Below are 21,454 nucleotides of genomic sequence, written 5' to 3'. Positions count from 1 at the left end.
TTAGTCCTCCACCTTTACCATGTAAGTGACTTGGTTCACCATGCCGCGGACGGCTGGAGTATCTTCCAGCTCGACCGTGTGACCAATGCGGCGCAGACCAAGACCACGAAGTGTAGCTTTATGTTTCGGTAAACGACCGATTGAGCTACGCGTCTGGGTTACTTTGATTGTCTTTTTCGCCATTGCTCACTACCCCAAAATTTCATCAACGCTCAATCCACGTTTAGCCGCTACTTGCTCAGGCGACTTCATACCGTGAAGTGCCTTAATAGTGGCACGAACAACGTTGATTGGGTTGGTTGAACCATATGCTTTTGACAGCACGTTGTGTACACCGGCTACTTCGAGTACTGCACGCATCGCACCACCGGCGATGATACCTGTACCTTCAGAGGCTGGCTGCATAAATACCTGTGAACCTGAGTGACGGCCTTTTACAGGGTGCTGCAAGGTATCACCTTTCAGCTGCACGGTTACCATGTTGCGACGTGCTTTTTCCATTGCTTTTTGAATAGCAGCTGGAACTTCACGTGCTTTACCGTAACCGAAACCCACTTTACCTTGACCATCACCAACCACAGTCAGTGCAGTGAAGCTAAAGATGCGACCACCTTTAACAACCTTCGCTACACGGTTTACTGTGATCAGCTTCTCTTGCAGGTCACTTTGTTGAGCTTCTACATTTGCATTTGCCATGTTCGTCTCCTAGAACTGAAGTCCAGCTTCACGGGCAGCGTCAGCCAAAGCGGCTACACGACCGTGATAACGGAAACCACTGCGATCGAATGCAACGCTTTTAACGCCTTTTTCAATCGCCCGTTCAGCGATCAGCTTACCAACTGCTTTAGCCGCTTCTACGTTACCAGCAGATTTAAACTGCTCACGCATAGCTTTTTCTACAGTTGATGCTGAAGCAAGTACTTCAGAACCGTTCGATGCAATTAGCTGAGCGTAAATGTGCCGTGGTGTACGGTGAACGACCAGGCGGTTTGCACCCAACTCTTGCATTTTCTTACGAGGGCGCGTTGCGCGACGTAAGCGAGCTGTTTTCTTGTCCATAGTCTTACCTTACTTTTTCTTGGCTTCTTTACGGCGCACTTGCTCATCGGCGTAACGTACACCTTTGCCTTTGTATGGCTCAGGTTTACGGTATGCGCGAATGTTAGCGGCAACTTGACCAACTAACTGCTTATCGACACCTTTAACGACTACTTCAGTTTGTGCTGGGACTTCGATAGTAATTCCCTGAGGGATATCGAATTCAATTGGGTGTGAGAAACCCAGCGACAAGTTCAATTTAGAACCTGCAGTGTTAGCACGATAACCAACGCCAACTAGCTGTAATTTTCTCTCATAACCCTGCGCAACACCAACCACCATGTTTTGTAGTAACGCACGTGCTGTACCTGCTTGCGCAGTAGCGTTTGCAACGCCTTCACGTGGGATAGTACGGATAACGTTGTCTTCTTTAACAACTTCAACCGCTTCGTTAACTACACGGCTCAATGAGCCTTTGGCACCTTTGATTGTTACTTCCTGGCCATTTAGCGTAACTTCAACGCCAGCAGGAATGGCAATCGGTGCTTTAGCAACTCGTGACATTTCCTAACTCCTCGTTACGCTACGTAACCAATAACTTCACCGCCAAGACCCGCTTTGCGAGCGGCGCGATCAGTCATTAGGCCTTTAGAAGTTGAGACAACTGCGACACCTAAACCACCCATAACTTTAGGTAGTTCGTTGCGTTTCTTATAGATACGCAAACCCGGGCGACTTACGCGCTCGATTGATTCTATAACAGGCTTACCTTCAAAGTATTTCAATGTAACTTCTAGTTCAGTTTTTACTTCACCAGAAACACTGAAATCCGCGATATAACCTTCTTCTTTCAGAACTTGGGCAATAGCCACTTTCTGTTTAGAAGCAGGCATGCGCACGGCAACTTTGTTAGCACCCTGAGCGTTGCGGATGCGTGTGAACATATCCGCAATTGGATCTTGCATGCTCATATTTGCTTTCTCCCGTGACTCGTGGCTTACCAGCTAGCTTTTTTCAAGCCAGGAATTTCACCGCGCATCGCTTTCTCACGTACTTTAATACGGCTCATGCCGAACTTACGTAGGAAACCGTGTGGGCGGCCCGTTACGCGGCAGCGGTTACGCTGACGGCTTGGGCTCGAATCACGAGGAAGACTTTGCAATTTAAGCACGGCTTCCCAACGCTCTTCGTCCGAAGTGCTCGGATCGCTGATCACATTTTTCAGTGCGATGCGTTTTTCTGCGTATTTAGCTGCTAGCTTTTGACGCTTCAGCTCACGCATTTTCATTGACTCTTTTGCCATAACTCTACACCTTACTTCTTGAACGGGAAGTTAAAGGCAGCGAGCAAAGCGCGAGCTTCGTCATCAGTGCCTGCAGTAGTGGTGATAGTGATGTCAAGACCACGAACCTTATCAACTTTATCAAAGTCGATTTCAGGGAAGATGATCTGTTCACGCACGCCCATACTGTAATTTCCCCGACCGTCGAAAGATTTCGGGTTCAAACCGCGGAAATCGCGAATACGTGGAATTGCAATCATGATTAAACGTTGCAAAAAGTCCCACATACGCTCGCCACGCAGAGTCACTTTACAGCCAATTGGGTAGCCTTCACGGATTTTGAAGCCAGCGACAGATTTACGAGCTACAGTGCGTACTGGACGCTGACCAGAAATAGCTTCTAGGTCGGTTACTGCGTTGTCGAGAATCTTTTTGTCTGCCAGAGCTTCACCCACACCCATATTGAGTGTGATTTTTTCAATCCGAGGGACTTGCATGACGCTGTTGTAGCCGAACTGTTTAACTAGTTCAGGAACTACTGATTCTTTGTAAAAATCATGCAGTTTCGCCATCGTAAAACTCCAAATTAAAAATTAAATGATTGCGTTGTTAGACTTGAAGAAACGAACTTTTTTGCCGTCTTCAGTCTTGAAACCAACACGATCTGCTTTACCAGTCTCTGGGTTGTAAACCGCAACGTTAGAAACGTGGATTGCTGCTTCCTGCTCCACGATACCGCCAGCTACGCCCAATGCAGGGTTTGGCTTTTGGTGTTTCTTAACGATGTTTACGCCTTCAACGAATACACGATTCGAAGCGGTATCGACTTTAAGCACTTTGCCGCGCTTACCCTTGTCTTTACCTGCCAGGACTACTACTTCATCATCACGTTTGATTTTTGCCGCCATATCTGGACTCCTTAAAGTACTTCTGGTGCCAGAGAAACAATCTTCATGAACTGCTCAGAGCGCAATTCACGAGTCACTGGTCCAAAGATACGAGTGCCAATCGGTTGCTTGTTGTTGTTCAACAAAACAGCCGCGTTGCGGTCAAAACGGATGACTGACCCGTCTTGACGACGGACGCCTTTCTTGGTGCGAACGACCACCGCATTCACAACATCACCTTTCTTCACTTTACCGCGAGGAATCGCTTCTTTAACAGAAACTTTGATGATATCGCCAATGTTTGCGTAACGGCGGTGCGAGCCACCCAGAACCTTAATACATTGTACGCTGCGTGCGCCGCTGTTATCAGCCACGTCCAGAGTAGTTTGCATTTGGATCATTGCAGTGCTCCGCTTTATGTAAAAAACAGACCCTCTCGGGTCGCTGTTGTCCAGTTACTCGCCAATACCCTTTCAAATACAGCTCGAAAGAATTTAGAGAATAAAAGACTTCCCCTTATAAAAAGGGCGGCGAATTGTAACAGATAAAATTTGCAGATGGTAGTGCGATGTAAGAAATAAACTAAGAAAGTTTATTGTCGTGTGGAGAAGCAATTTCGAACTTGGACTTTCGAGAGATAACCGCGGCAGTGGTGCTTCAAACACAGGCGACCACTTTAACACATAATAAGAACTAAAATCACTAAATTGCTGTACTTATTTATGAGTTCGGATATATCAACCGCCACGATAACTGGCTAACTAACAGCGTTGATTCAATTGGCAAGCGCATGAGCTAAGTGGTAAATTCTTTTACATATTCGACTATAAATTAAATTTTCTCGCTTAAGGGTGAACATGAGTCTAGCCATAATTGTGTTAATACCGTTCATTGCCGCTGTATTGCCATTACTTGCGCGCCAACGTTCACGATTGATGATTACGACCCTCACCGCAGCTGCTACCGCAACGAGTTTGGCGCTTTTGCTAGCGCTAGCGCCGGCAGTGCTCGATGGCGAGATACCACAATTTTTCGCAGCCTGGCTGCCAAGCCTTGGGCTAGACTTCAGCTTAAGGCTCGATGGCTTGTCCTTGCTTTTTGCGACGTTAATTTTGGGTATTGGGCTGCTGATTATTATCTACGCTCACTATTACCTAAGCGAAAATGATGATAGCGGCCGCTTTTTCGCATGCATGTTGCTGTTTATGGGCTCAATGCTCGGTATCGTTACGTCCGACAATCTTATTTTATTGTGGATGTTCTGGGAATTAACCAGTATTTCTTCCTTTTTACTCATTGGCTATTGGTTCCATCAAAGTAATGCTCGGCGCGGCGCCCGCATGGCGTTAGCAATTACCGGAGCTGGTGGGCTTGCATTATTGGCGGGTATTTTATTAATTGGTAACATTGCTGGCAGTTATCAGCTAGAAGCTATTTTTGCGGCGGCCGATGAAATTCGCGCACACAGCCTCTACTTGCCCGCGCTGCTATTAGTTCTTTTAGGGGCGTTCACCAAATCGGCACAGTTCCCATTTCAATTTTGGCTACCCCACGCCATGGCAGCACCAACGCCAGTAAGTGCGTACTTACACTCAGCAACCATGGTAAAAGCCGGCATATTTTTAATGGCGCGGTTATATCCGGTATTAGGTGGCACATCAGAGTGGTTCACTATTGTCACTTTAACTGGCTTAGCCACCATGTTATTTGGCGCCTACTTCGCACTGTTCAAAACCGATTTAAAAGGATTACTCGCGTTTTCGACAATTAGCCATTTAGGGTTAATTACCATGCTGCTCGGATTAGGAACAGCTGGGGCTTTATTGGCGGCGCTGTTTCATATCCTTAACCACGCGACATTTAAGGCTGGGCTGTTCATGATTGCCGGTATTATTGACCATGAAACTGGAAGTCGTGATCTGCGCAAATTGAGTGGGTTGCGAAAGTATCTTCCGTTTACCATGGTGCTAGCCGTGATCACGTCGGCATCGATGGCTGGTGTGCCGCTGTTTAATGGTTTTCTGTCAAAAGAAATGTTATTTGTCGAATCCACTGAACAACACCTTTTCGGTGGCCTCTCATGGTTAGTTCCGGTGCTGGCAACCATTGGCGCTATGCTTTCTGTCGCTTATTCAATTCGATTCGTGCATGGCGTGTTTTTTGATAAAGTCGCCACGAATTTGCCGAAGCAACCACATGAACCGCCACTGATGATGCGCGCACCGGTTATTCTATTGTCAGTGCTTTGTGTGGCCGTCGGTATTGCGCCGATGGTTTTTGCGGCTGATATATTGACGGCAGCTATGGCTGTGGTCAGCCCGTACTCCTTTGAAGTTGATATTGCCATTTGGCATGGTTTTAATTTGCCACTGTTAATGAGTGCTCTTGCTTTGATTGGTGGCGTGGCCATTTATGCAAACCGCGACGAACTGTTGTCGTTTAATCGGCAATTTGACCATCATGATGCCAAAGACATCTTTGCTCGCATCGTTAAGGCCGTAACCAACACCTCAGACAACCTCATGAACCGCATTGAAACCGGTTCATTACAGCGTTACATCGCTGCTATGCTGGGCATCACGATCATATTCGTGCTACCTGAACTGTATGATATTGCGCAACTTGATGGTGGCCGCGAGCATATGCCGGTGAATGTGGTAAGTATTGTCGGCGCTATCATTGTGGTACTCGCCGCTATTGGAACCGCTGCTTTTCACCATCAACGTTTAACATCGTTAATGATGCTCTCCGTTGTTGGCTTGATGGTCTCATTAATATTTATCCACTTTTCAGCGCCCGACTTAGCCATGACACAACTCGTGGTGGAAGTGGTTAGTATTATTCTGATGATTTTAGCGCTATTTTTTATGCCACAACGCATTCCGAAGGCCTCAAGCGGTGGTCGTGTAGCACGAGACATTCTCTTAGCAGGCTTCGTCGGCGGTATTGTCGGTAGTCTCAATTATGCAATATTGACTCGCCCAACTAACAGTATTTCAGAGTTTTTCTTAGCGAACTCAGTGCCTGGCGGTGGCGGAACCAATGTCGTTAACGTTATTTTGGTTGATTTCCGTGGCTTTGATACTTTAGGTGAAATATCCGTTCTAGCCATTGCTGCGGCAGGTATTCATAAGCTACTTAATAATTTGCGGCCATTTATGCCGTCAAGTGACGTCGATGGCAGACCATGGCATCGGGTGAAACATCCGCTATTAGTGCAAACGGTTTCACAGGCTATTCTGCCGTTAGCCCTCATGGTATCTGTTTATATTTTCTTACGTGGCCATAACCTACCTGGCGGTGGCTTTATTGCGGGACTGATTACCGCAGCCGCAATGATCTTACAATATATGGCGAACGGCGTTGATTGGGTGAAACATCGCTTTGACTATAACTACCAAACCCTTGCATCCGTGGGCGTCATGATAGCCCTGTTCACCGGGCTTGGTAGCTGGTTCTTTGGTAAGAATTTCCTAACTTCATGGTTTGCCCATGTGCATTGGCCTATTGTTGGCGAATTTGAAATTGCCACAGCGATTTTGTTTGATCTTGGGGTTTACCTAACGGTTATTGGGGCCACCCTGATGATATTAGCCAACTTTGGTCAAATGACGACGCGCCACCGTCCACGCCAGGAGAAGCACTAATGGAAGCACTTTACGCAACAACGGTCGGTATGCTTACCGCATGCAGTATTTATCTAATACTTCGCGGCCGGTCGTTTCCCATAGTTATTGGTATTACCATGCTCTCGTATGCAGTTAATTTATTTTTATTTTCAACAGGCCGTTTGGTGATGAATGAATTGCCAATCATTGGCAATCAAGAGAGTTATACCGACCCCCTACCACAAGCACTTGTTCTCACAGCAATTGTTATCGGCTTTGCTATGACAGCTTACTCAATAATATTGGCCGTACGAGTTCGTGGAGAGCTGGGCACCGATGAGGTCAATGAGCCAAACTCTAGCGATGCGGAGGGGCAACGTTAATGTTATCTCAGCATCTAGTCATATTACCGTTATTAATTCCCATGGTAACGGCACTGTTGCAACTTCTACCCTGGGGTGAAAATCCGCAGCGCTATCGTCGCGCTCTTGGCATGCTCTCGTGCACGGTGTTGATCGTGTGCGCCACTTTCTTACTTACCGAGTCTGCTTCAACACCACTAGTTTACGCTTTAGGTAGCTGGCAAGCCCCATATGGTATTGTACTTGTAGCCGATGGCTTATCCTCACTGATGGTGTTGCTAACCGCTGTTTTGGCATTTCCTGTGCTGTGGTTTGCTTGTTACGGCGAAGATAACTTAGGCTCTCATTTTCAAGCTCTATTTCAGTTTCAACTACTTGGTATTATTGGCGCTTTTTTAACAGGTGACTTGTTTAACCTGTTCGTGTTTTTTGAAGTGCTACTTATTTCCAGTTATGCGCTATTAATGCACGGTGGGGGTAAGTTGAAATTAAGAGCCACCCTGCATTACGTGCTCCTTAATTTAACCGGTTCAGCCGTCTTCTTGATTTCCTTAGGCGTGCTTTACGGCATCACAGGCACCTTAAATATGGCTGATTTAGCCATAAAAATTGCTGCCTTAGAGGGCGATAACGCAAGTATTGCCAGAGCCGGTGGCTTATTGCTTCTTATTGTGTTTGCTTTAAAAGCAGCACTGCTGCCCCTTTATTTCTGGCTACCCCAAGCCTACGCCATGACAACTGGCACGGTCGCGGCACTGTTCGCAATTATGACCAAAGTCGGTATCTACGCCATTATTCGTGTATTTACCTTGCTGTTTGGTGATGATGCCGGCGCAGCTGCACTACTCGGTTACGATTGGTTGTGGTGGCTTGGTCTGGGTACCCTCGCCATTGGTGCCATTGGCGTACTTGGCAGCCGTGATTTGCGCCTTGTCATTTCTTATTTGGTCGTGATCTCTGTAGGTACCATGCTCACCGTATTTAGCATGAATTCAGAACGCTCTATTTCTGCTGTGATGTATTACATGCTGCACTCAACCTTAATCACCGCCGCGTTATTCCTGCTTGTTGATGTGATAGCCAAGCAACGAGGCAAAACAGCATCCCGAATTATTAAAGGGCGCCGTATGGCGCAACATGCAGCACTGGGTATCATGTTTTTTATTGCTGCTATCGCTATCATTGGCATGCCTCCCTTTTCCGGCTTTATTGGTAAGCTACTCATACTGGAGGCTGCGAGAACTGGAGCACAAGTCGCTTTACTTTGGCCACTTGTGTTAGGAAGTACATTCTTAGTTATGGTTGCCTTATCACGAGCGGGGAGCCGCATGTTTTGGCACACCTTTGACGGTAAGCCTGGTGATGTAACTCATCCACAAAGCCAACTCATTCCGATTGGCATGCTCTTAGCAGCTATTGTTGGTATTACTGTGTTTGCCGATGTTATTAATCAATTTGTCGAACGTATAGCTTATGACGCTATGCACCCTGCCGCTTATATTGAAGCTGTTTTGGGAGGGCCTCATGCTAAATAAAGTACTACCGGCACCATTTTTAAGCTTATTTTTACTTGTTTTCTGGTTACTACTACAAAACACCATCAGTGCGGGGCTACTTATCCTGGGTGTCATTTTAGCCATTCTCATTCCGCTATACACCAATAGGGGCAGAGACTTTCCGGCGACTATACATCGCCCATTTAAAGTGGTTGAGTATTTTGTTTTGCTGCTCATTGATATTCTTATTTCCAATTTGAATATCGCTGCAATTATTCTCATGCCGTCGCGAAAAATTAAACCTGCGCTGATTGAATACCCACTCGACATTGTCGGGGAAGTACCAATAACAGTGCTTGCGAGCACTATCAGTTTAACGCCGGGAACCATCACCGCGGAAATTCGGCGTGACGGTCGCGCATTGCTCATTCATGCACTCAATGTTAATGATCCAGAAAAACTAATTGAATCCATCAAGCAGCGATACGAAATGCGATTAAAGGAGATATTCAAATGCTAACCTTTGCCGTGCAGTTTGCGTTTGTGATTTTTTGTGTCGCACTGCTATTGAATTTATGGCGATTGTTCCGCGGTCCTGATTTACCTGACCGAATTTTAGCGCTAGATACCATTTACATAAATTCACTTGCACTTCTCGCGCTTTTTGGCATTTGGCACAACACCCCATTTTATTTTGAGGCGGCGTTATTAATTGCCATGTTAGGGTTTATTGGCACCGTTGCCGCAGCGAAGTTTCTGCTTCGCGGTGACATTATCGAATAACCTAGAGGTACAATATTGTGACACAACTTCCTAGTTGGGCTGAGTGGCTTGTATCTAGCTTAATTATTATCGGCGCGTTATTTGCATTGGTCGGCTCAATCGGTTTAGCGCGGCTACCAGACTTCATGGCGCGTTTACACGCCCCGACAAAAAGCACAACGCTTGGTGTCGGAGGGGTTATTTTAGGCTCTATTGTCTATTTTTCGGTATCATCAACGCTTTCGTTTCACGAGCTTTTGATCACGATATTTCTATTTCTAACAGCACCAATTAGCGCGCATCTGCTTGCGAAAGCTGGCTTACACCTTGAGTTACGTCGCGTTGAGAATACTCGTGACTTGCGCGGCCAGCCTCGTCAATATTCAGATGAAGACGATTAGCAATCCCTTCTTGAGATGTCATGTATTCATCAAGTTGAGCATAAAGCACTTTGATTTTATCGAATAAAACATCTATCGCGTTTAGTTGTGTATTTGAGTGGAGGCTATCGGCGGCCAAAATGCGACCGAAATCCATTCTTGCGGTCTGCAATTCATGTGTTTCAATCGCCCCTACCCGCGTACCGCCAGTTATACTTAGTTCATCGTTAATCGTCAGTTGGCCAACCCTATTTATATTATAATTATTCATATCAATAGCAGTGGTAATGCTCGTATTAACTACTCTTGCTATCAACGATGGCGGAATTGCAGCATCACTTATGGGGCTTAAATCGACGTCTAAGGTTGCGGTATAGTTTTCTGTCACATAAGGCATCAATGCTCTCACAAGCTCCTTTTTCTCAGCTACGGTAACCTCAGTTAAACGGACTCGAAACCCGTGTGGAATTCTATACCCCTCAATAAATGAAGGCTCACTTTGCAGCCCAAATTCATTCCGAACTTCGATCAAATCGTCGGGCCATTGCCCTTTAACTCGGTAATACTGCGTCACGGCCTGTTGCCAATGCCACCAAGTCATATGTTTGTATCTTAATTTTTGGGCGCTCAAGCCAGCTTCTGAAGGCAGCCAAGCGATAACAGCCAACCCCAATAAGGCTGACATCACTGCAACGACAGGTAAGGCAATTCCGCGATTAGTCTTCATAACGATTGGTACCTTTGGTGAGGCCATCTGCTATGCCGTGTAAGCGCATCAACTCGCGTAGTAATAATTGATATTTGCCAACCAAGTCTCGGTCATGTTCAGTCGTTAAATAAGCACTTCCGCGTATCAAAGTTTCGCTTGCATCCCGCAGTTTTACAGCCGTTAAATTATGCCAAACCGCAATATTCTTGGGTTTAATAACTAAGCACTTTTGGTATGCATTATTCGCAGCCGCGTAGCGATGCAGGCGATAGTCAATATGCCCCAATTGACACCATGCTTCAGCGTGCTCAGGCATCACACGAACGATGTCTGACCACAGTCCCTCAGCTCGATGCAAATCTCCGTTGGTATAAGCTTGCGTGGCTAGCTCTTGCATCTGCGCAATAGTTTCAAATGAAGCGTCATTGGTCTTGCAACCCAGTAAATAGAAACTTAATAATAAGATGATTGCCCATTTAAAATTATTCATAGCACAGCTCCTTGTTTGCGAACTCTAAATGATCGCCTATCCATGTTTCTAACGGTAAAGGACAGCCGGCTTCACACTCAATAATTGAGTCAACACCAGCTAATCGAACAACTTGCGCCGGCTGCACATTTCTAACAACAGTCGCAATACGAAGTTGCTTATCTAAGCCGATAACATCAATTGCAAAGCGCATCCCCCAGGTGTGGATGGCATTACACCGAGGAAACCAAAAAGCCCGTTGTGGAGACGCCACACGTAAATACAACATGCCGACTAAACGTTGCGGGAAGTACTCCATAACTTTGACTTCTCTCCATATACACCGTCCGGACTTACGCAGAATAAAACGTCCTTGTTTCATATCACTCCTCCAGTTATAAACCCAATAAAAACCGGCCCTAATATCAGCAACATCGTGACCGGGAAAAAGCAAAATATTAGTGGGAACATTAATTTCACAGAGACTTCCTGTGCTCGTTTTTCAGCTTCCAGTAGTTGTTGTTGACGACACTGTTCAGCTTGGCGCTGCAGTGTTTTGGCTAACTCGCCGCCGGTTACTTGAGCTTGTTTTACCGCACCGACAAACAATTGAATCCAGGGATGAGAAATTCGTACACTCAAAGCATCTAAAGCTTGCTCTAACGAATAGCCACTTTGTTGTGCACGCTGAACTCGGGTCATTTCCCGTAAAGCTGCTGAATTGTTGGGCGCACATTGAAAGGCATGCAGCGTTGCTCTAAATGAAAGACCTGAGTGCATTAGCATTGCCGTCATATCCAGAGCATTCGGCCATTCGCGAAGCACCTTACGCAAATGCTGTTTACGAAGCGCTCGCTGATAGAGCACGTACCAAACCACAACAACTAAAAAGCCCAGTTTTAATGAGCCGCTGATTGGTAATAACGCCAGCAGAACCAGTGACGCCAGTTGCCCTAACCGTAACGTTATCCACTGGGTGATAGTTTTATCTGTCGTCTGAGTAACTGCGTAATCACGCAGACGCTGCTGCCAAACGCTCGGCAGTTTCGACACCAGAACGTTCAGGCGATTATGCAACCAAACGCTGTCTTGAAGCTTGGTCAGAAAAAACCACCAAAGCCCTGATAGTATTAGGCTCTGTACCGCAATGGTGGCGATTAACGTCAACTTAATCGGCATAAGCCATTCCTAGCACTTTCCGAATTAAGATATGCCCGCATATCATCAAACCTAAGCAGGCTATCAACAATAAGTTACCAACAGAGGTTTCAAGCAAAGTCTGAGTGTTTTCAGGATGTAGATAATGCAGTACGGTAAACAACCCAACAGGTAGCAGCAACATCACCTTGCCTTGCATTCGAGCTTGAGCAGATAAACTCTTCACACGCTCTACAGCGTAATGTTGCTGCCGCAATGACTGTGTGAGTCGCTGCAAAACAATCACTTGCTGGGCGCCATGTTGCAGCCCTAAATGCACAGTTAGTAAAAACTGTAGTACTGGTTCGCTACTAATACGTTGGTAAAAATTTGCTAACGCTGGGTAAATGCCCTCACCAGTTTTTGTTAAGCGCACCATTAAAGCCCACTCTTGTCTAAGTGGGCGCGGTAGCTGTGGAGCTGTTTGTTCCAAGGCTGCTTGAAAGCTTAAACCGGCGCTGATTGCGGTAACTAGCAAATCGAGGCCATCAGGTAGCTGTCGATTGACCTGGCTTAGCCGGCGTGAAAGCAAGGCGTTTTTGATAAAGTACGTACTTATAAAGCCAGCCGTAGCCACAACAGCTCCGACTATAAGCGAGAATGATAAGCTAACAATCAAGACAACGGGGGCTAATATGACTGAAAATCTAGTCCAGAACTGGCTCGCCGGCATATAGATAAGAAAGTCAGCTAACGATTGCTCAGTACTCTCCTTTAACCATTCACGTAAGCGAGGCTGCCAAAAGCGTACCGCCACAAATAGCACATAGATAAGGCAGAGCCAACATAACAACATCAATGCGCCGAGTATCCATTGCTGATTTAGTGCCATTCAGATAACACTCCGGTATTTTCAAGGCCACTCTGACGGCGCACAAACATCTGGCTTAATTGAATGACCTGTGCATCAATGCCGGTGACTTCACAGATTTCCGAAACCACTCGACGCCCGTCACTTTGCCGCTGAATTTGCACAATCACATCGATGGCTGATGCAATTTGCTGTCTTATCGCCATTAGCGGCATATCAAAACCGGCCATCAACACCATAACTTCGAGTCGCTGAAGTGCGTCACGCGCAGTATTTGCATGAAGGGTGGTTAATGAACCTTCATGCCCCGTGTTCATTGCCTGAAGCATGTCTATGGCTTCTGCCCCTCTGCACTCGCCAATGATGATTCGATCGGGTCGCATACGCAGTGCATTAACCAACAAGTCACGAATCGCAATGGCCCCTCGACCTTCAGCATTTGCTGGGCGCGCTTCTAACGCAATTAGGTTGCTATGCGCCAACTTGAGTTCGGCAGCATCTTCAATAGTGACTAAACGCTGGGCTGGGTTAATGTGGCTGGCTAAGGTATTCAGTAACGTCGTTTTACCAGTGCCAGTGCCGCCTGCAATTAAAATATTCCGACGCTCCGTAATCGCCTTCTGCAAATAATTAACTGCCGACTCTGATAGTGAGCCTTGACGAACGAGTTCAGCGAACTGCAACTGACGAGTTAGAAATTTACGCACGGTCAAGCAACTTCCGTTCAACGCCACGGGAGATAGAACCGCATTGATACGCGAACCATCGGGCATTCTTGCATCGACCATGGGTTGAGAACTATCAAGCCGGCGGCCAAGTGGTGTAATTATTCGATCAATAACCTGAATAAGCTCAGCTTCACTTCTAAACACCCGGTCTGAAACCGTCAGCTGTCCATTTTGCTCAACAAAAATCAGATCATATCTATTCACCATAATCTCTGAGATGTTAGGCTCATCAAGCAAGCTACTTAGCGGGCCAAACCCGACACAATCGTTGACAATATCAGTAACAGTTGCAGACCAATTCGCTGTCTGCTGCTGAACATCCAGTGACCAGTAATCATTTATCAACTTAGTCGCATAGTTAACTAGCTGAGTATGACTCATTTGCTCAATGTTTTTTTCACTGCGCTGAAGGGCTTGCTTCAGCAATTCATGGGCGATTTCTTTGCTAAAGACCATCGATTAACCCCACACATGAAGCTTGCATGCGAAAATCATCGATCGCCGCCTGGGCGTTTTCAATGCGCGCGTTATGTTGGTCCACATCGTCTTTGAATTGCGGGCTAACAATGACAAGCAGTTCGGTTTCTGCTGAACGAAACTGCTTAGATCTGAACAACCCACCTAGAATAGGTAGCTGGTTAAGAAAGGGAAATAAATCAGCTTGTGTTGACTGCTCTTGACTCAACAAGCCAGAAAGAACAATAAGTTCTCCACTTGCTGCAGTAATTGATGAGCTGACTCGGCGCGTTAACATCCCAGGAATACCATTAACACTGGTTGCTGGGTCGATGGTACTGATTTCAGCTTTTATCGAGGTTGATATGCCCTCCTGTCCTAAGTCGATAGGCGCCATATCTAATGCTATTCCGTACTCGCGGAAAGAAACATCTTGTAAACCTTGCCCCACAACCTGAGGTATTGGAAACTCTCCCCCGACTAAGAACTCAGCTTGTTGCCCACTGGCGGCAATCAATTTGGGCTCGGCAAGTACTCGTGCATGACCCTTTTGTTCGAGTAAATTCAGAGTTGATTGCACCTCCACCGGTAACGTGATCCAGCTTTCAGCACTCTCGCTCAGCTGGGGCCCTGCATAAGAACCTGGCCAACGAATACCTAATTGGCGCGCATATTGTCTTTTAACCTCTAAAATTTTTACTTCTAATTCAATCATGCGTCCCTGCTTTTCTGGCTCTACGCTAACCTGAAGCAACCAATGCTTATTTAAAGCAGCCTGTTGTTTCAATAACTCGTACTTTGATTCAATCAGTGAGCCAGAAATGAGTACAAAGTTTTCATGTTCATTAATTGATAATTCCGGCATGTTCTCGGCCAACCACTCAAGTTGGACTTTTTCGTTAGCACGTACTGAAGGAGTAATAGATACACCGATTCGAGTCAGCTTGTTTGCGTCTTGATACCGAAGGAGCAGTTCTGTGTGCCCGCTAGTCAGTGCCTTAAGAATTAACAGCTCTTGGTCTAATAATTGCGCTGAAAGCAATTCTTCATTGCCAACAATAACGTCAGACACATCATCAACATTAACGACATGAACTTCACCAACATCTAATTGAATTGTCTGTTCGCGCATTGCACTAGCAACACTGGCATGCGAACAAGTTCCTATCACAAAAATTATGACTAATAACCTCGTTAAACTAAAAAACATTGGCATGCGCGACCTCCCTGTCGGCTTTTAAGTAATGAATTGTTATCGTCTTAGGTCGGGCAGTAGGTTGAATATTACTTTTAGGGTGTTGTAGCCAAACAGCGAAACCTTGCCGTCGCATTTGCTCAAAAATGAGCGCTTGGGCGGGAGAAAATGCGAAGGTTATTGTGCTTGGGAGGTAATCGTGACTGGTCAGAGTTAACTGATTCGGTTGGCTATAATAATCGAGCGCCAGCACTTCAATGTTATTTAACATCAAACCATCTTGTTGAGCGTCAAAGCTTGCCGAAACCAACGTAACTTGGTCGCCAATTTGCAGTAACCCATTATGCAGTTGCGGTTTTGAAATCATACTGGTTACCGCGACATGCTCGTCTTTTACAGTTTGTGAGAATGTCCTTGCCGCTACTGGTACTAATGTATCTGGTGATAATGGTTCACCCTTTTCTATAAAGCGCGCAGCTGCTAGGCCAATGATTAACTCAGCATCTTCTGGGCGTAACCAGCTATCTTGAACTAAAGTTTGCGGATAACTACGTTTTGCCAGTACAACCGATTCAATAATGTCGCCAGCAACAATGCTTTCGCGGCTAACAAGCACATCAATGAACTGCTCCTGGTGCTGTTTAATTTCCTTGCTTGTTTGCTCTGCAACATATTCTTGAACGAGCTCATAGCTGGCGAAACTAAGCAGCAGTGCAAAGCTGAAAAGGCTGATAATCTTGATACGCTGCGCGGCCATGCTTCCCCCTTAAAACACCAATGGATTTAACAAAAATCGACTCCAAATCCATCGAAAATGTGCGACCGAGCTTTCTACAATACCCTCTAGCAGTTGCAATAACGTCAACCCTTCAGTAGTCGCTGGCAGCCACCATATGGCGCCGAGTACAGCCATAAGTAATAACATTTCAATGATGCTCTGCCCGCTTTGCGCGCACCACAAAGGTGTAGGTCGAGTTGCCTTGCGCAACAACGAAAATGTCTGCCTTGGGGCTGTGTGTAACCAGATGATAACGTCCATGTTCAATCTCCCTAAAAAACTCAATTCGGCTACTATTGCGAAACCGAAATCCCCTAACTAGGGCATCTGCACTGTAGTCACTTGAATACGTAACCACAGTGAAGCTATCGATATACTGGTGGCCAACCTCAAGACCAAACCAGGGGTGACGCTCAACCCTTTGTGGCTGTTGTTCCTTTTTAAATTTGCGAACATAGTGCTGTTGGCCCAGCGACGTGGCCACCCAAATTGATGTTGATGTTACACACCAGATGGTTGTTGCCATTTCTGTGTAATGCTGGCAGCCCAAATTAGTGCCTAACTCCACCGCAGCATAACGTCTATTCAGTTGCCAAAGCGATAAGCCGTCGAACTCATTAATCTGCTGAGCATTTACCCATAACCAAGCCGCCGCTACTGACATTCTCTGTCCCGGCACGTTGCACTTTCAGGCACGACATCGGCATCGACTTTTCCAAGATGCAAATCGCTCGACCGTAGCTCTTTGGCGAGCGGAATAATACTCACCACATCAAGCAGTGAACTTAGTCCAATTGTGTTCAAATGATAGGTTGCGGTAAGTTTCGCGGGTCGATTAGATAGCTCTTCATTTGAGGATGCCTCCCATGCATGGGTCAATCTAGCTAGCACATAGGGTGATAGCTCGTATCCGACACTTTTTAAGTTATGTACGGGAAAGTCGGCATCAATTAAATAACTAAACGCGTTGGCGACTGGTGCAGTGTTCTCCGAGAAAACATCGCTGTCATGATCTCGCCAATGGGAATTAGACAATGGTTGAAATATGTTGCTTCGCATATCATTTAAATAGCCATGTTGGTCATTTAGTGCCTCATTGATCTTTGTAATTGCCACGGCTAGAAGGCTACTTATCACTCCCAGAGCGAGAATGAGCTCAAGCATACCTTGACCTGTTTCTCCAACCTTACTCATGACGGCTCTGCCACTCGAAATTGAGCAATCACAAGCTTTTCTGCTGTAGTCAGTGGCTGAAGTTCAGGTTGCCATAGCGCGTTATATAGATTCGCTTTTTCTGGCTTGTTATCAGCTCGCGGAAAAACAGTGTTCGGGCGGCTGTATCGAACTCCAGCTTTTGCCACCACCTGCTCAAAAATAAGCAACACCGCCGGCCACTCTGATACGCTCAGATCGTTACGGTCAAAGTAACTCGAATTATTGGCTCGGCCCCTCGACACCTGATCCGTTAACGCCCACCGTGTTGCTCGTGGATTGGTTCTAGCGCTTGTACCAAACTTTGTTGGCTCTGCGCGGTCAATTCTTTCGCCTCGAAACGAAGCGCCATTTCCCCAAGGTATCTCTTCGCGCCGAAACAGCATATCTATGTGCACGGCAACGGTGTCGAGCGCTTGCCATGACCAATTACCATGACTCGTTGTGATCAGCTCCGTACCGCCAGCCTTTTTACCTTTAACTAAGCCAGCGTTGAACCAATTAAAGGTGCGGGACTTTGAAAATGGGTCACGACTATTTCTTATGAGATTAGCTAACCGTTCATCGTCATTGGTTGCTGACTGTGGTGGTATAAATGTCCACCACAACCACGGAAAATTTACCAACCCTGGACTGTGCAATAAGGACCATCGTTGGCTTTCAATATTCTGCAGGCGCGCAAGTTGCGCAAGACTCTCTGGAATAATCTGAGCAAATGAAAACCGAACTGTCACTTGTGCCAGCTGTATGGCAGTAATCAACGACTCTTGGAGCGCTAAACCTATCTGAATGAGCTGTTGCAATGGGCGATCGATCGTCGTCACAATTCGCGATAATTGCGCGGTTACTGCATTAACATAGGGAACCCAAAATGTGACTAAAGCTAGACGCTCCGATGCAGAATCAATATTGCTATACCAGCTACTGAGTCCAAGTAGCTGGGCTTGGGCAACTTGGTTCGCGACTATTGCTCGATTAAATACTGCCAATATGTTCATTTCACGTGCCATGATCGTAGCAGCACTGAAAGCCATAGTGTCCGCCGCACTTTGTAGGTGCCAGCGCTTTTGTATTTCATGTTGCGATGAGGCAATGCCAACAAAAAGCGCCAACAATCCAGCAAGTATTGGAATCATTAATGTGCTTAAGTACCCGCGAGAATAATGCACCTTAGTTCTCCGAGTCAGTCACTTCGTCGTAGTTACCTAAGTTGACATCTTGCCGCCCCATAGTCTGAGCTCGGCGGGCCGCAGCCCGAGCGCTGGTTAACTGATCAGCTGAACTTTGGCCGGTAATTTCACTGGCAATACCCGCGACTTGGCCACGCACCGTTTTACCAAGCATGGAGTAAACACCAATAGCAGCAACTGCAATTAATGCGACGATAATAATGTATTCGGTCATGCCTTGGCCTTGGCAGTAGACCCGAGAAAAAATAGGGATGCGAATGAACTGACGCTGAAACATAAGAGCTTCCTCTTGCGATGAACAATGGAAGCTCAGTATAGAAAGGGAAAAACTAAAGTTTTCGAAGCTTAGGTGTTTACTTACTCAATATTAAGATACTTGTGTAGCTGTACTGAAAGGCGCCAATTTCGCTCAATGCATACACGCATAGCAAGTGCTGTAGCTCGCGGACGCTGACTAATAGGCTGTAAAGCAATGATCGCCTCGGGGCTCGGCGGACACGAACGTAAGAGTTTATCAAACTGATCTATGTGCTTTTGCATCGCCACGGGATATTTGATTTCGTTCGCTCGTTTCATACAATCAGGGCGCACTAAATACCCACCTGGCATATCTAGTTTTGGCGACACCGTAACCCATGTTTTATTGGTCGTACGAATTTCAAACGTGCCGCTGGTTTCAATTTGTAACTGGTAACCTGCCTGTTCGAGCACCTGACCAAGCGGCCGTAAGTCATACATTGCTGGTTCTCCACCGGTAATGACGACATGGCGAGCGGTATACCCTCGCTGTTCAAATAATTTCAGAATTTGTTGCGGCGTTACGTTAGCCCACGTTGAACTGGCGGCTTGCTTTTCAACAACAGCTGTTATCGAAACTTCATCTTCCGGCTTGTGTTCCCAAGTATGTTGGGTATCACACCAAGGGCAGCCCACTGGGCACCCCTGCAGCCGAATAAACAGCGCCGGCGCTCCAGTGAAAACACCTTCACCTTGAATGGTCTGAAAAACCTCGTTAATTGGGTACAGGGTGTTAATGATCTTCTCCAACAATTTTTATTTGTTTTAGGCTACAATATGGCACCTCATGAGTGGCTATTTTAACGTAGTTTTCGGTAAAAAAGGATCGAGCGATGGCAAAAGTTGTAGTTATTTATTCAGGCGGTATGGACTCGTTCACAGTCTTGAACCATGCCATTCATGCTGGTCATGATGTTTACGCCTTGAGTTTTAATTACGGACAGCGCCATGTGCGCGAGTTAGATGCCGCCGCTAAGATATGTGATTCGCTTAAATTGTCACACAAGATTGTTGATATCACCGCCATGAACAGTTTGATGGCAGGCAGCTCATTAACATCGGACATTGATATTCCTGAAGGCCATTATGAAGCCGAGTCAATGCAATCAACGGTCGTGCCAAACCGAAATATGATTCTATTGTCGTTAGCTATTGGCTACGCCGTCAGCATTGACGCTGAGGCTGTCTACTACGGAGCACACTCGGGTGATCATGCTATTTACCCCGATTGTCGGCCCGAGTTCGTTGAGAAAATGAATGCTGTCAGCCTAATTGCGAACTACCAACCTGTGCGTATAGAAGTCCCCTTTTTGCACAACAACAAAGCAGAAATTCTTGCGGCAGGTTTAGCCATGGGGCTTGATTATAGCCAGACATGGACCTGTTATAACGGTCGTGACAAAGCCTGTGGTAAGTGCGGGGCCTGTATTGAACGGCTCGAAGCTTTCGCTGCTAATCAACAAACAGACCCGTTACCTTACGAATAATAAAAACCAATTCTTAAAGTTATTGTGGCGAGAGCTTTCGCAGAATCGCTTGCGCAGCGTGCCAGCGCGGATGGTTTAACAATACAGAACGTGTCATGCCAGCTGGCTTCGCTAGTAACTCGTAACACTTCGTATTTTGTTTCTGTGCCGATTCAAGTCTCTGCTCAAGCGCTTCAATGACTTCCACCGCACCAGCCCGATCATTACACACGAGAACCATATCGCACCCTGCATCAAGCGCAGCATGAGCGCGATCGGTCATGGAACCAGCTACCGTGGCGCCAGCCATCCCTAAATCATCACTAAAAATAATTCCTTTAAACTGTAATTGAGCTCGCAAAATATCCTGCAACCAGTAACTCGAGAAACCAGCCGGTTTATCATCAACAGCTGGATAGATCACGTGCGCAGGCATTACCGCATCAATACAAGTGGCTAACTCGACGAACGGTGGCAAATCAATTTCACGAATTTCTTCCCAACTACGTTCATCAATTGGAATTTCAAAATGCGAGTCCGCTCGAACCGAACCGTGGCCAGGGAAATGCTTGCCTGTTGCCTTCATTCCGGCTTGGTGCATACCTCGTATAAATGCGCGAGCAATCGGTATAATATCTTGAGCATGGGTAGCAAATGCCCGATCGCCTATCACCTCACTGATTCCATTAACGTCAAGTACTGGCGCAAAACTTAAGTCAATATCCATGGCTAGTACTTCAGCCGCCATTAACCAGCCTAACTCTTGGGCCCAATGCAAGGCTTCGTCTTCATCAGCGGCTCGTTTTAAAATATCAGCCATGGCCGGAATTTCACTGAAGCCTTCGCGAAAACGCTGTACACGTCCACCTTCGTGGTCCACCGCCAATATGAGTGGGTTACGTGCCGCCGCCCTCGTTTGTCTTACCAATTCCATAAGCTGTTCAGGATCATGATAATTACGACTAAAAAAGATAACGCCACCTACTGCTGGGTGCGCTAATAACTCACGCTCTTCGGCGGTGAGCTCAAATCCTGTTAAGTCAATCATTACAGCTGTCATACATCAATCTCATGAAACGAATCTGGCAGGCAGTGTGCCAAATTTCCTTGCAGGCGTCACTAGGGAAAGTT

Annotated in this window: 30 protein-coding genes; 7 read left to right on the top strand and 23 right to left on the bottom strand. The window is 46.4% G+C overall.

All coding sequences use genetic code 11. The features are described 5' to 3' along the window. The 9 genes from rpmD to rplN are packed head-to-tail and all read right to left on the bottom strand — an operon-like array spanning window position 1 to window position 3,608. Window positions 1-183: a 50S ribosomal protein L30 gene (gene rpmD / locus BM334_RS12285; protein WP_055439827.1), complete on the bottom strand. Its 183-nt coding sequence runs from the start codon at window positions 181-183 to the stop codon at window positions 1-3. A gap of 6 nt (window positions 184-189) precedes the next feature. Further along, window positions 190-696, bottom strand: a complete 507-nt coding sequence (rpsE, locus tag BM334_RS12280) for a 30S ribosomal protein S5 (RefSeq protein ID WP_055439826.1) — start codon at window positions 694-696, stop codon at window positions 190-192. A gap of 9 nt (window positions 697-705) precedes the next feature. Further along, the gene (rplR, locus tag BM334_RS12275) at window positions 706-1,059 is read right to left on the bottom strand and encodes a 50S ribosomal protein L18 (protein ID WP_055439825.1); all 354 of its coding nucleotides are present in this window, start codon (window positions 1,057-1,059) and stop codon (window positions 706-708) included. 9 nt (window positions 1,060-1,068) lie between these two features. Next, a complete protein-coding gene (rplF, locus tag BM334_RS12270; RefSeq protein ID WP_055439824.1) occupies window positions 1,069-1,602 on the bottom strand; it encodes a 50S ribosomal protein L6 in 534 nt (177 codons plus the stop codon). A 14-nt stretch (window positions 1,603-1,616) separates the two neighbouring features. Next, the gene (gene rpsH, locus BM334_RS12265; protein ID WP_055439823.1) at window positions 1,617-2,009 is read right to left on the bottom strand and encodes a 30S ribosomal protein S8; all 393 of its coding nucleotides are present in this window, start codon (window positions 2,007-2,009) and stop codon (window positions 1,617-1,619) included. Between the two features lie 26 nt (window positions 2,010-2,035). Continuing rightward, window positions 2,036-2,341 carry a 30S ribosomal protein S14 gene (rpsN, locus tag BM334_RS12260; protein WP_055439822.1) on the bottom strand — a complete coding sequence of 102 codons (306 nt, stop codon included), beginning with the start codon at window positions 2,339-2,341 and terminating at the stop codon, window positions 2,036-2,038. Between the two features lie 11 nt (window positions 2,342-2,352). After that, window positions 2,353-2,892 carry a 50S ribosomal protein L5 gene (gene rplE / locus BM334_RS12255; protein WP_055439821.1) on the bottom strand — a complete coding sequence of 180 codons (540 nt, stop codon included), beginning with the start codon at window positions 2,890-2,892 and terminating at the stop codon, window positions 2,353-2,355. Window positions 2,893-2,913: 21 nt separating this feature from the next. Next, window positions 2,914-3,228, bottom strand: coding sequence for a 50S ribosomal protein L24 (gene rplX, locus BM334_RS12250; RefSeq protein ID WP_055439820.1), 315 nt, complete (start codon window positions 3,226-3,228; stop codon window positions 2,914-2,916). Between the two features lie 11 nt (window positions 3,229-3,239). Then, window positions 3,240-3,608 carry a 50S ribosomal protein L14 gene (rplN, locus tag BM334_RS12245; protein WP_055439819.1) on the bottom strand — a complete coding sequence of 123 codons (369 nt, stop codon included), beginning with the start codon at window positions 3,606-3,608 and terminating at the stop codon, window positions 3,240-3,242. Window positions 3,609-4,064: 456 nt separating this feature from the next. Here rplN and BM334_RS12240 point away from each other — a divergent pair, with 456 nt between their 5' ends. Genes BM334_RS12240 through BM334_RS12215 form a run of 6 tightly spaced genes read left to right on the top strand, consistent with a single transcriptional unit; the run spans window position 4,065 to window position 9,836 of the window. Further along, window positions 4,065-6,854, top strand: a complete 2,790-nt coding sequence (locus BM334_RS12240; protein WP_092842125.1) for a monovalent cation/H+ antiporter subunit A — start codon at window positions 4,065-4,067, stop codon at window positions 6,852-6,854. Further along, entirely contained in the window at window positions 6,854-7,198 is a 345-nt protein-coding gene (locus BM334_RS12235) for a Na+/H+ antiporter subunit C (protein ID WP_092842123.1), read from the top strand. The genes BM334_RS12240 and BM334_RS12235 overlap by 1 nt, the downstream gene beginning before the upstream one ends. Continuing rightward, window positions 7,198-8,712 carry a monovalent cation/H+ antiporter subunit D gene (locus tag BM334_RS12230; RefSeq protein ID WP_092842121.1) on the top strand — a complete coding sequence of 505 codons (1,515 nt, stop codon included), beginning with the start codon at window positions 7,198-7,200 and terminating at the stop codon, window positions 8,710-8,712. Before BM334_RS12235 ends, BM334_RS12230 begins: the two co-directional genes overlap by 1 nt. Beyond that, entirely contained in the window at window positions 8,702-9,193 is a 492-nt protein-coding gene (locus BM334_RS12225) for a Na+/H+ antiporter subunit E (protein ID WP_092842119.1), read from the top strand. Before BM334_RS12230 ends, BM334_RS12225 begins: the two co-directional genes overlap by 11 nt. Next, entirely contained in the window at window positions 9,187-9,456 is a 270-nt protein-coding gene (locus tag BM334_RS12220) for a K+/H+ antiporter subunit F (protein WP_092842117.1), read from the top strand. Before BM334_RS12225 ends, BM334_RS12220 begins: the two co-directional genes overlap by 7 nt. A 17-nt stretch (window positions 9,457-9,473) precedes the next feature. After that, window positions 9,474-9,836: a Na+/H+ antiporter subunit G gene (locus BM334_RS12215; RefSeq protein WP_092842115.1), complete on the top strand. Its 363-nt coding sequence runs from the start codon at window positions 9,474-9,476 to the stop codon at window positions 9,834-9,836. On the opposite strand, the gene BM334_RS12655 is transcribed toward BM334_RS12215, so the two are convergent. The 13 genes from BM334_RS12655 to queE all read right to left on the bottom strand — a co-directional run bounded on the left by BM334_RS12655 (window position 9,727) and on the right by queE (window position 19,610). After that, complete coding sequence (locus tag BM334_RS12655) at window positions 9,727-10,542, bottom strand: hypothetical protein (protein WP_126801855.1); 816 nt, start codon at window positions 10,540-10,542, stop codon at window positions 9,727-9,729. The two genes, BM334_RS12215 and BM334_RS12655, sit on opposite strands and share 110 nt — an antisense overlap. Then, a complete protein-coding gene (locus BM334_RS12210) occupies window positions 10,532-11,014 on the bottom strand; it encodes a tetratricopeptide repeat protein (protein WP_092842113.1) in 483 nt (160 codons plus the stop codon). The genes BM334_RS12655 and BM334_RS12210 overlap by 11 nt, the downstream gene beginning before the upstream one ends. Beyond that, entirely contained in the window at window positions 11,007-11,375 is a 369-nt protein-coding gene (locus tag BM334_RS12205) for a DUF192 domain-containing protein (protein ID WP_092842111.1), read from the bottom strand. Before BM334_RS12205 ends, BM334_RS12210 begins: the two co-directional genes overlap by 8 nt. Next, window positions 11,372-12,172, bottom strand: coding sequence for a type II secretion system F family protein (locus tag BM334_RS12200; protein ID WP_092842109.1), 801 nt, complete (start codon window positions 12,170-12,172; stop codon window positions 11,372-11,374). Before BM334_RS12200 ends, BM334_RS12205 begins: the two co-directional genes overlap by 4 nt. Then, on the bottom strand, window positions 12,162-13,022 hold the full coding sequence (locus BM334_RS12195; protein WP_092842107.1) for a type II secretion system F family protein: 861 nt from the start codon (window positions 13,020-13,022) through the stop codon (window positions 12,162-12,164). Before BM334_RS12195 ends, BM334_RS12200 begins: the two co-directional genes overlap by 11 nt. Next, window positions 13,013-14,185: a TadA family conjugal transfer-associated ATPase gene (locus tag BM334_RS12190; protein ID WP_092842105.1), complete on the bottom strand. Its 1,173-nt coding sequence runs from the start codon at window positions 14,183-14,185 to the stop codon at window positions 13,013-13,015. Before BM334_RS12190 ends, BM334_RS12195 begins: the two co-directional genes overlap by 10 nt. Continuing rightward, window positions 14,175-15,317 (bottom strand): secretin GspD/PilQ domain-containing protein, encoded by a 1,143-nt coding sequence (locus BM334_RS12185; RefSeq protein ID WP_177215096.1) that lies wholly within the window; start codon window positions 15,315-15,317, stop codon window positions 14,175-14,177. The genes BM334_RS12190 and BM334_RS12185 overlap by 11 nt, the downstream gene beginning before the upstream one ends. 67 nt (window positions 15,318-15,384) lie before the next feature. Beyond that, window positions 15,385-16,137 carry an SAF domain-containing protein gene (locus tag BM334_RS12180; RefSeq protein ID WP_092842101.1) on the bottom strand — a complete coding sequence of 251 codons (753 nt, stop codon included), beginning with the start codon at window positions 16,135-16,137 and terminating at the stop codon, window positions 15,385-15,387. Between the two features lie 169 nt (window positions 16,138-16,306). Beyond that, complete coding sequence (locus BM334_RS12175; protein WP_092842099.1) at window positions 16,307-16,822, bottom strand: hypothetical protein; 516 nt, start codon at window positions 16,820-16,822, stop codon at window positions 16,307-16,309. Continuing rightward, complete coding sequence (locus BM334_RS12170) at window positions 16,813-17,352, bottom strand: hypothetical protein (RefSeq protein ID WP_092842097.1); 540 nt, start codon at window positions 17,350-17,352, stop codon at window positions 16,813-16,815. Before BM334_RS12170 ends, BM334_RS12175 begins: the two co-directional genes overlap by 10 nt. Next, on the bottom strand, window positions 17,349-18,539 hold the full coding sequence (locus BM334_RS12165; protein ID WP_126801856.1) for a hypothetical protein: 1,191 nt from the start codon (window positions 18,537-18,539) through the stop codon (window positions 17,349-17,351). The genes BM334_RS12170 and BM334_RS12165 overlap by 4 nt, the downstream gene beginning before the upstream one ends. A 1-nt stretch (window position 18,540) precedes the next feature. Then, window positions 18,541-18,837 carry a Flp family type IVb pilin gene (locus BM334_RS12160; protein WP_092842093.1) on the bottom strand — a complete coding sequence of 99 codons (297 nt, stop codon included), beginning with the start codon at window positions 18,835-18,837 and terminating at the stop codon, window positions 18,541-18,543. An 80-nt stretch (window positions 18,838-18,917) separates the two neighbouring features. Beyond that, on the bottom strand, window positions 18,918-19,610 hold the full coding sequence (queE, locus tag BM334_RS12155) for a 7-carboxy-7-deazaguanine synthase QueE (protein ID WP_241970999.1): 693 nt from the start codon (window positions 19,608-19,610) through the stop codon (window positions 18,918-18,920). Between the two features lie 80 nt (window positions 19,611-19,690). Here queE and queC point away from each other — a divergent pair, with 80 nt between their 5' ends. Next, window positions 19,691-20,344, top strand: coding sequence for a 7-cyano-7-deazaguanine synthase QueC (gene queC / locus BM334_RS12150; RefSeq protein WP_092842091.1), 654 nt, complete (start codon window positions 19,691-19,693; stop codon window positions 20,342-20,344). A gap of 19 nt (window positions 20,345-20,363) precedes the next feature. Here the strand turns inward: queC and nagZ are convergent, their stop codons facing one another. After that, window positions 20,364-21,383: a beta-N-acetylhexosaminidase gene (gene nagZ, locus BM334_RS12145; RefSeq protein WP_092842089.1), complete on the bottom strand. Its 1,020-nt coding sequence runs from the start codon at window positions 21,381-21,383 to the stop codon at window positions 20,364-20,366. Between the last annotated feature and the right edge of the window lie 71 nt (window positions 21,384-21,454).

The sequence above is a fragment of the Pseudidiomarina donghaiensis genome (assembly GCF_900116895.1).
GTDB lineage: Bacteria > Pseudomonadota > Gammaproteobacteria > Enterobacterales > Alteromonadaceae > Pseudidiomarina > Pseudidiomarina donghaiensis.
Note: the sequence above shows the minus strand (reverse complement) of the source record. Positions and strands in the feature narration are given on the sequence as shown.

What these genes read in the sequence shown, in the direction of transcription:
- rpmD (WP_055439827.1), bottom strand. Translation starts at nt 183, where the DNA reads ATGGCGAAAAAGACAATCAAAGTAACCCAGACGCGTAGCTCAATCGGT.
- rpsE (WP_055439826.1), bottom strand. Translation starts at nt 696, where the DNA reads ATGGCAAATGCAAATGTAGAAGCTCAACAAAGTGACCTGCAAGAGAAG.
- rplR (WP_055439825.1), bottom strand. Translation starts at nt 1,059, where the DNA reads ATGGACAAGAAAACAGCTCGCTTACGTCGCGCAACGCGCCCTCGTAAG.
- rplF (WP_055439824.1), bottom strand. Translation starts at nt 1,602, where the DNA reads ATGTCACGAGTTGCTAAAGCACCGATTGCCATTCCTGCTGGCGTTGAA.
- rpsH (WP_055439823.1), bottom strand. Translation starts at nt 2,009, where the DNA reads ATGAGCATGCAAGATCCAATTGCGGATATGTTCACACGCATCCGCAAC.
- rpsN (WP_055439822.1), bottom strand. Translation starts at nt 2,341, where the DNA reads ATGGCAAAAGAGTCAATGAAAATGCGTGAGCTGAAGCGTCAAAAGCTA.
- rplE (WP_055439821.1), bottom strand. Translation starts at nt 2,892, where the DNA reads ATGGCGAAACTGCATGATTTTTACAAAGAATCAGTAGTTCCTGAACTA.
- rplX (WP_055439820.1), bottom strand. Translation starts at nt 3,228, where the DNA reads ATGGCGGCAAAAATCAAACGTGATGATGAAGTAGTAGTCCTGGCAGGT.
- rplN (WP_055439819.1), bottom strand. Translation starts at nt 3,608, where the DNA reads ATGATCCAAATGCAAACTACTCTGGACGTGGCTGATAACAGCGGCGCA.
- BM334_RS12240 (WP_092842125.1), top strand. Translation starts at nt 4,065, where the DNA reads ATGAGTCTAGCCATAATTGTGTTAATACCGTTCATTGCCGCTGTATTG.
- BM334_RS12235 (WP_092842123.1), top strand. Translation starts at nt 6,854, where the DNA reads ATGGAAGCACTTTACGCAACAACGGTCGGTATGCTTACCGCATGCAGT.
- BM334_RS12230 (WP_092842121.1), top strand. Translation starts at nt 7,198, where the DNA reads ATGTTATCTCAGCATCTAGTCATATTACCGTTATTAATTCCCATGGTA.
- BM334_RS12225 (WP_092842119.1), top strand. Translation starts at nt 8,702, where the DNA reads ATGCTAAATAAAGTACTACCGGCACCATTTTTAAGCTTATTTTTACTT.
- BM334_RS12220 (WP_092842117.1), top strand. Translation starts at nt 9,187, where the DNA reads ATGCTAACCTTTGCCGTGCAGTTTGCGTTTGTGATTTTTTGTGTCGCA.
- BM334_RS12655 (WP_126801855.1), bottom strand. Translation starts at nt 10,542, where the DNA reads ATGAAGACTAATCGCGGAATTGCCTTACCTGTCGTTGCAGTGATGTCA.
- BM334_RS12210 (WP_092842113.1), bottom strand. Translation starts at nt 11,014, where the DNA reads ATGAATAATTTTAAATGGGCAATCATCTTATTATTAAGTTTCTATTTA.
- BM334_RS12205 (WP_092842111.1), bottom strand. Translation starts at nt 11,375, where the DNA reads ATGAAACAAGGACGTTTTATTCTGCGTAAGTCCGGACGGTGTATATGG.
- BM334_RS12200 (WP_092842109.1), bottom strand. Translation starts at nt 12,172, where the DNA reads ATGCCGATTAAGTTGACGTTAATCGCCACCATTGCGGTACAGAGCCTA.
- BM334_RS12195 (WP_092842107.1), bottom strand. Translation starts at nt 13,022, where the DNA reads ATGGCACTAAATCAGCAATGGATACTCGGCGCATTGATGTTGTTATGT.
- BM334_RS12190 (WP_092842105.1), bottom strand. Translation starts at nt 14,185, where the DNA reads ATGGTCTTTAGCAAAGAAATCGCCCATGAATTGCTGAAGCAAGCCCTT.
- BM334_RS12185 (WP_177215096.1), bottom strand. Translation starts at nt 15,317, where the DNA reads ATGCGCGAACAGACAATTCAATTAGATGTTGGTGAAGTTCATGTCGTT.
- BM334_RS12180 (WP_092842101.1), bottom strand. Translation starts at nt 16,137, where the DNA reads ATGGCCGCGCAGCGTATCAAGATTATCAGCCTTTTCAGCTTTGCACTG.
- BM334_RS12175 (WP_092842099.1), bottom strand. Translation starts at nt 16,822, where the DNA reads ATGTCAGTAGCGGCGGCTTGGTTATGGGTAAATGCTCAGCAGATTAAT.
- BM334_RS12170 (WP_092842097.1), bottom strand. Translation starts at nt 17,352, where the DNA reads ATGAGTAAGGTTGGAGAAACAGGTCAAGGTATGCTTGAGCTCATTCTC.
- BM334_RS12160 (WP_092842093.1), bottom strand. Translation starts at nt 18,837, where the DNA reads ATGTTTCAGCGTCAGTTCATTCGCATCCCTATTTTTTCTCGGGTCTAC.
- queC (WP_092842091.1), top strand. Translation starts at nt 19,691, where the DNA reads ATGGCAAAAGTTGTAGTTATTTATTCAGGCGGTATGGACTCGTTCACA.
- nagZ (WP_092842089.1), bottom strand. Translation starts at nt 21,383, where the DNA reads ATGACAGCTGTAATGATTGACTTAACAGGATTTGAGCTCACCGCCGAA.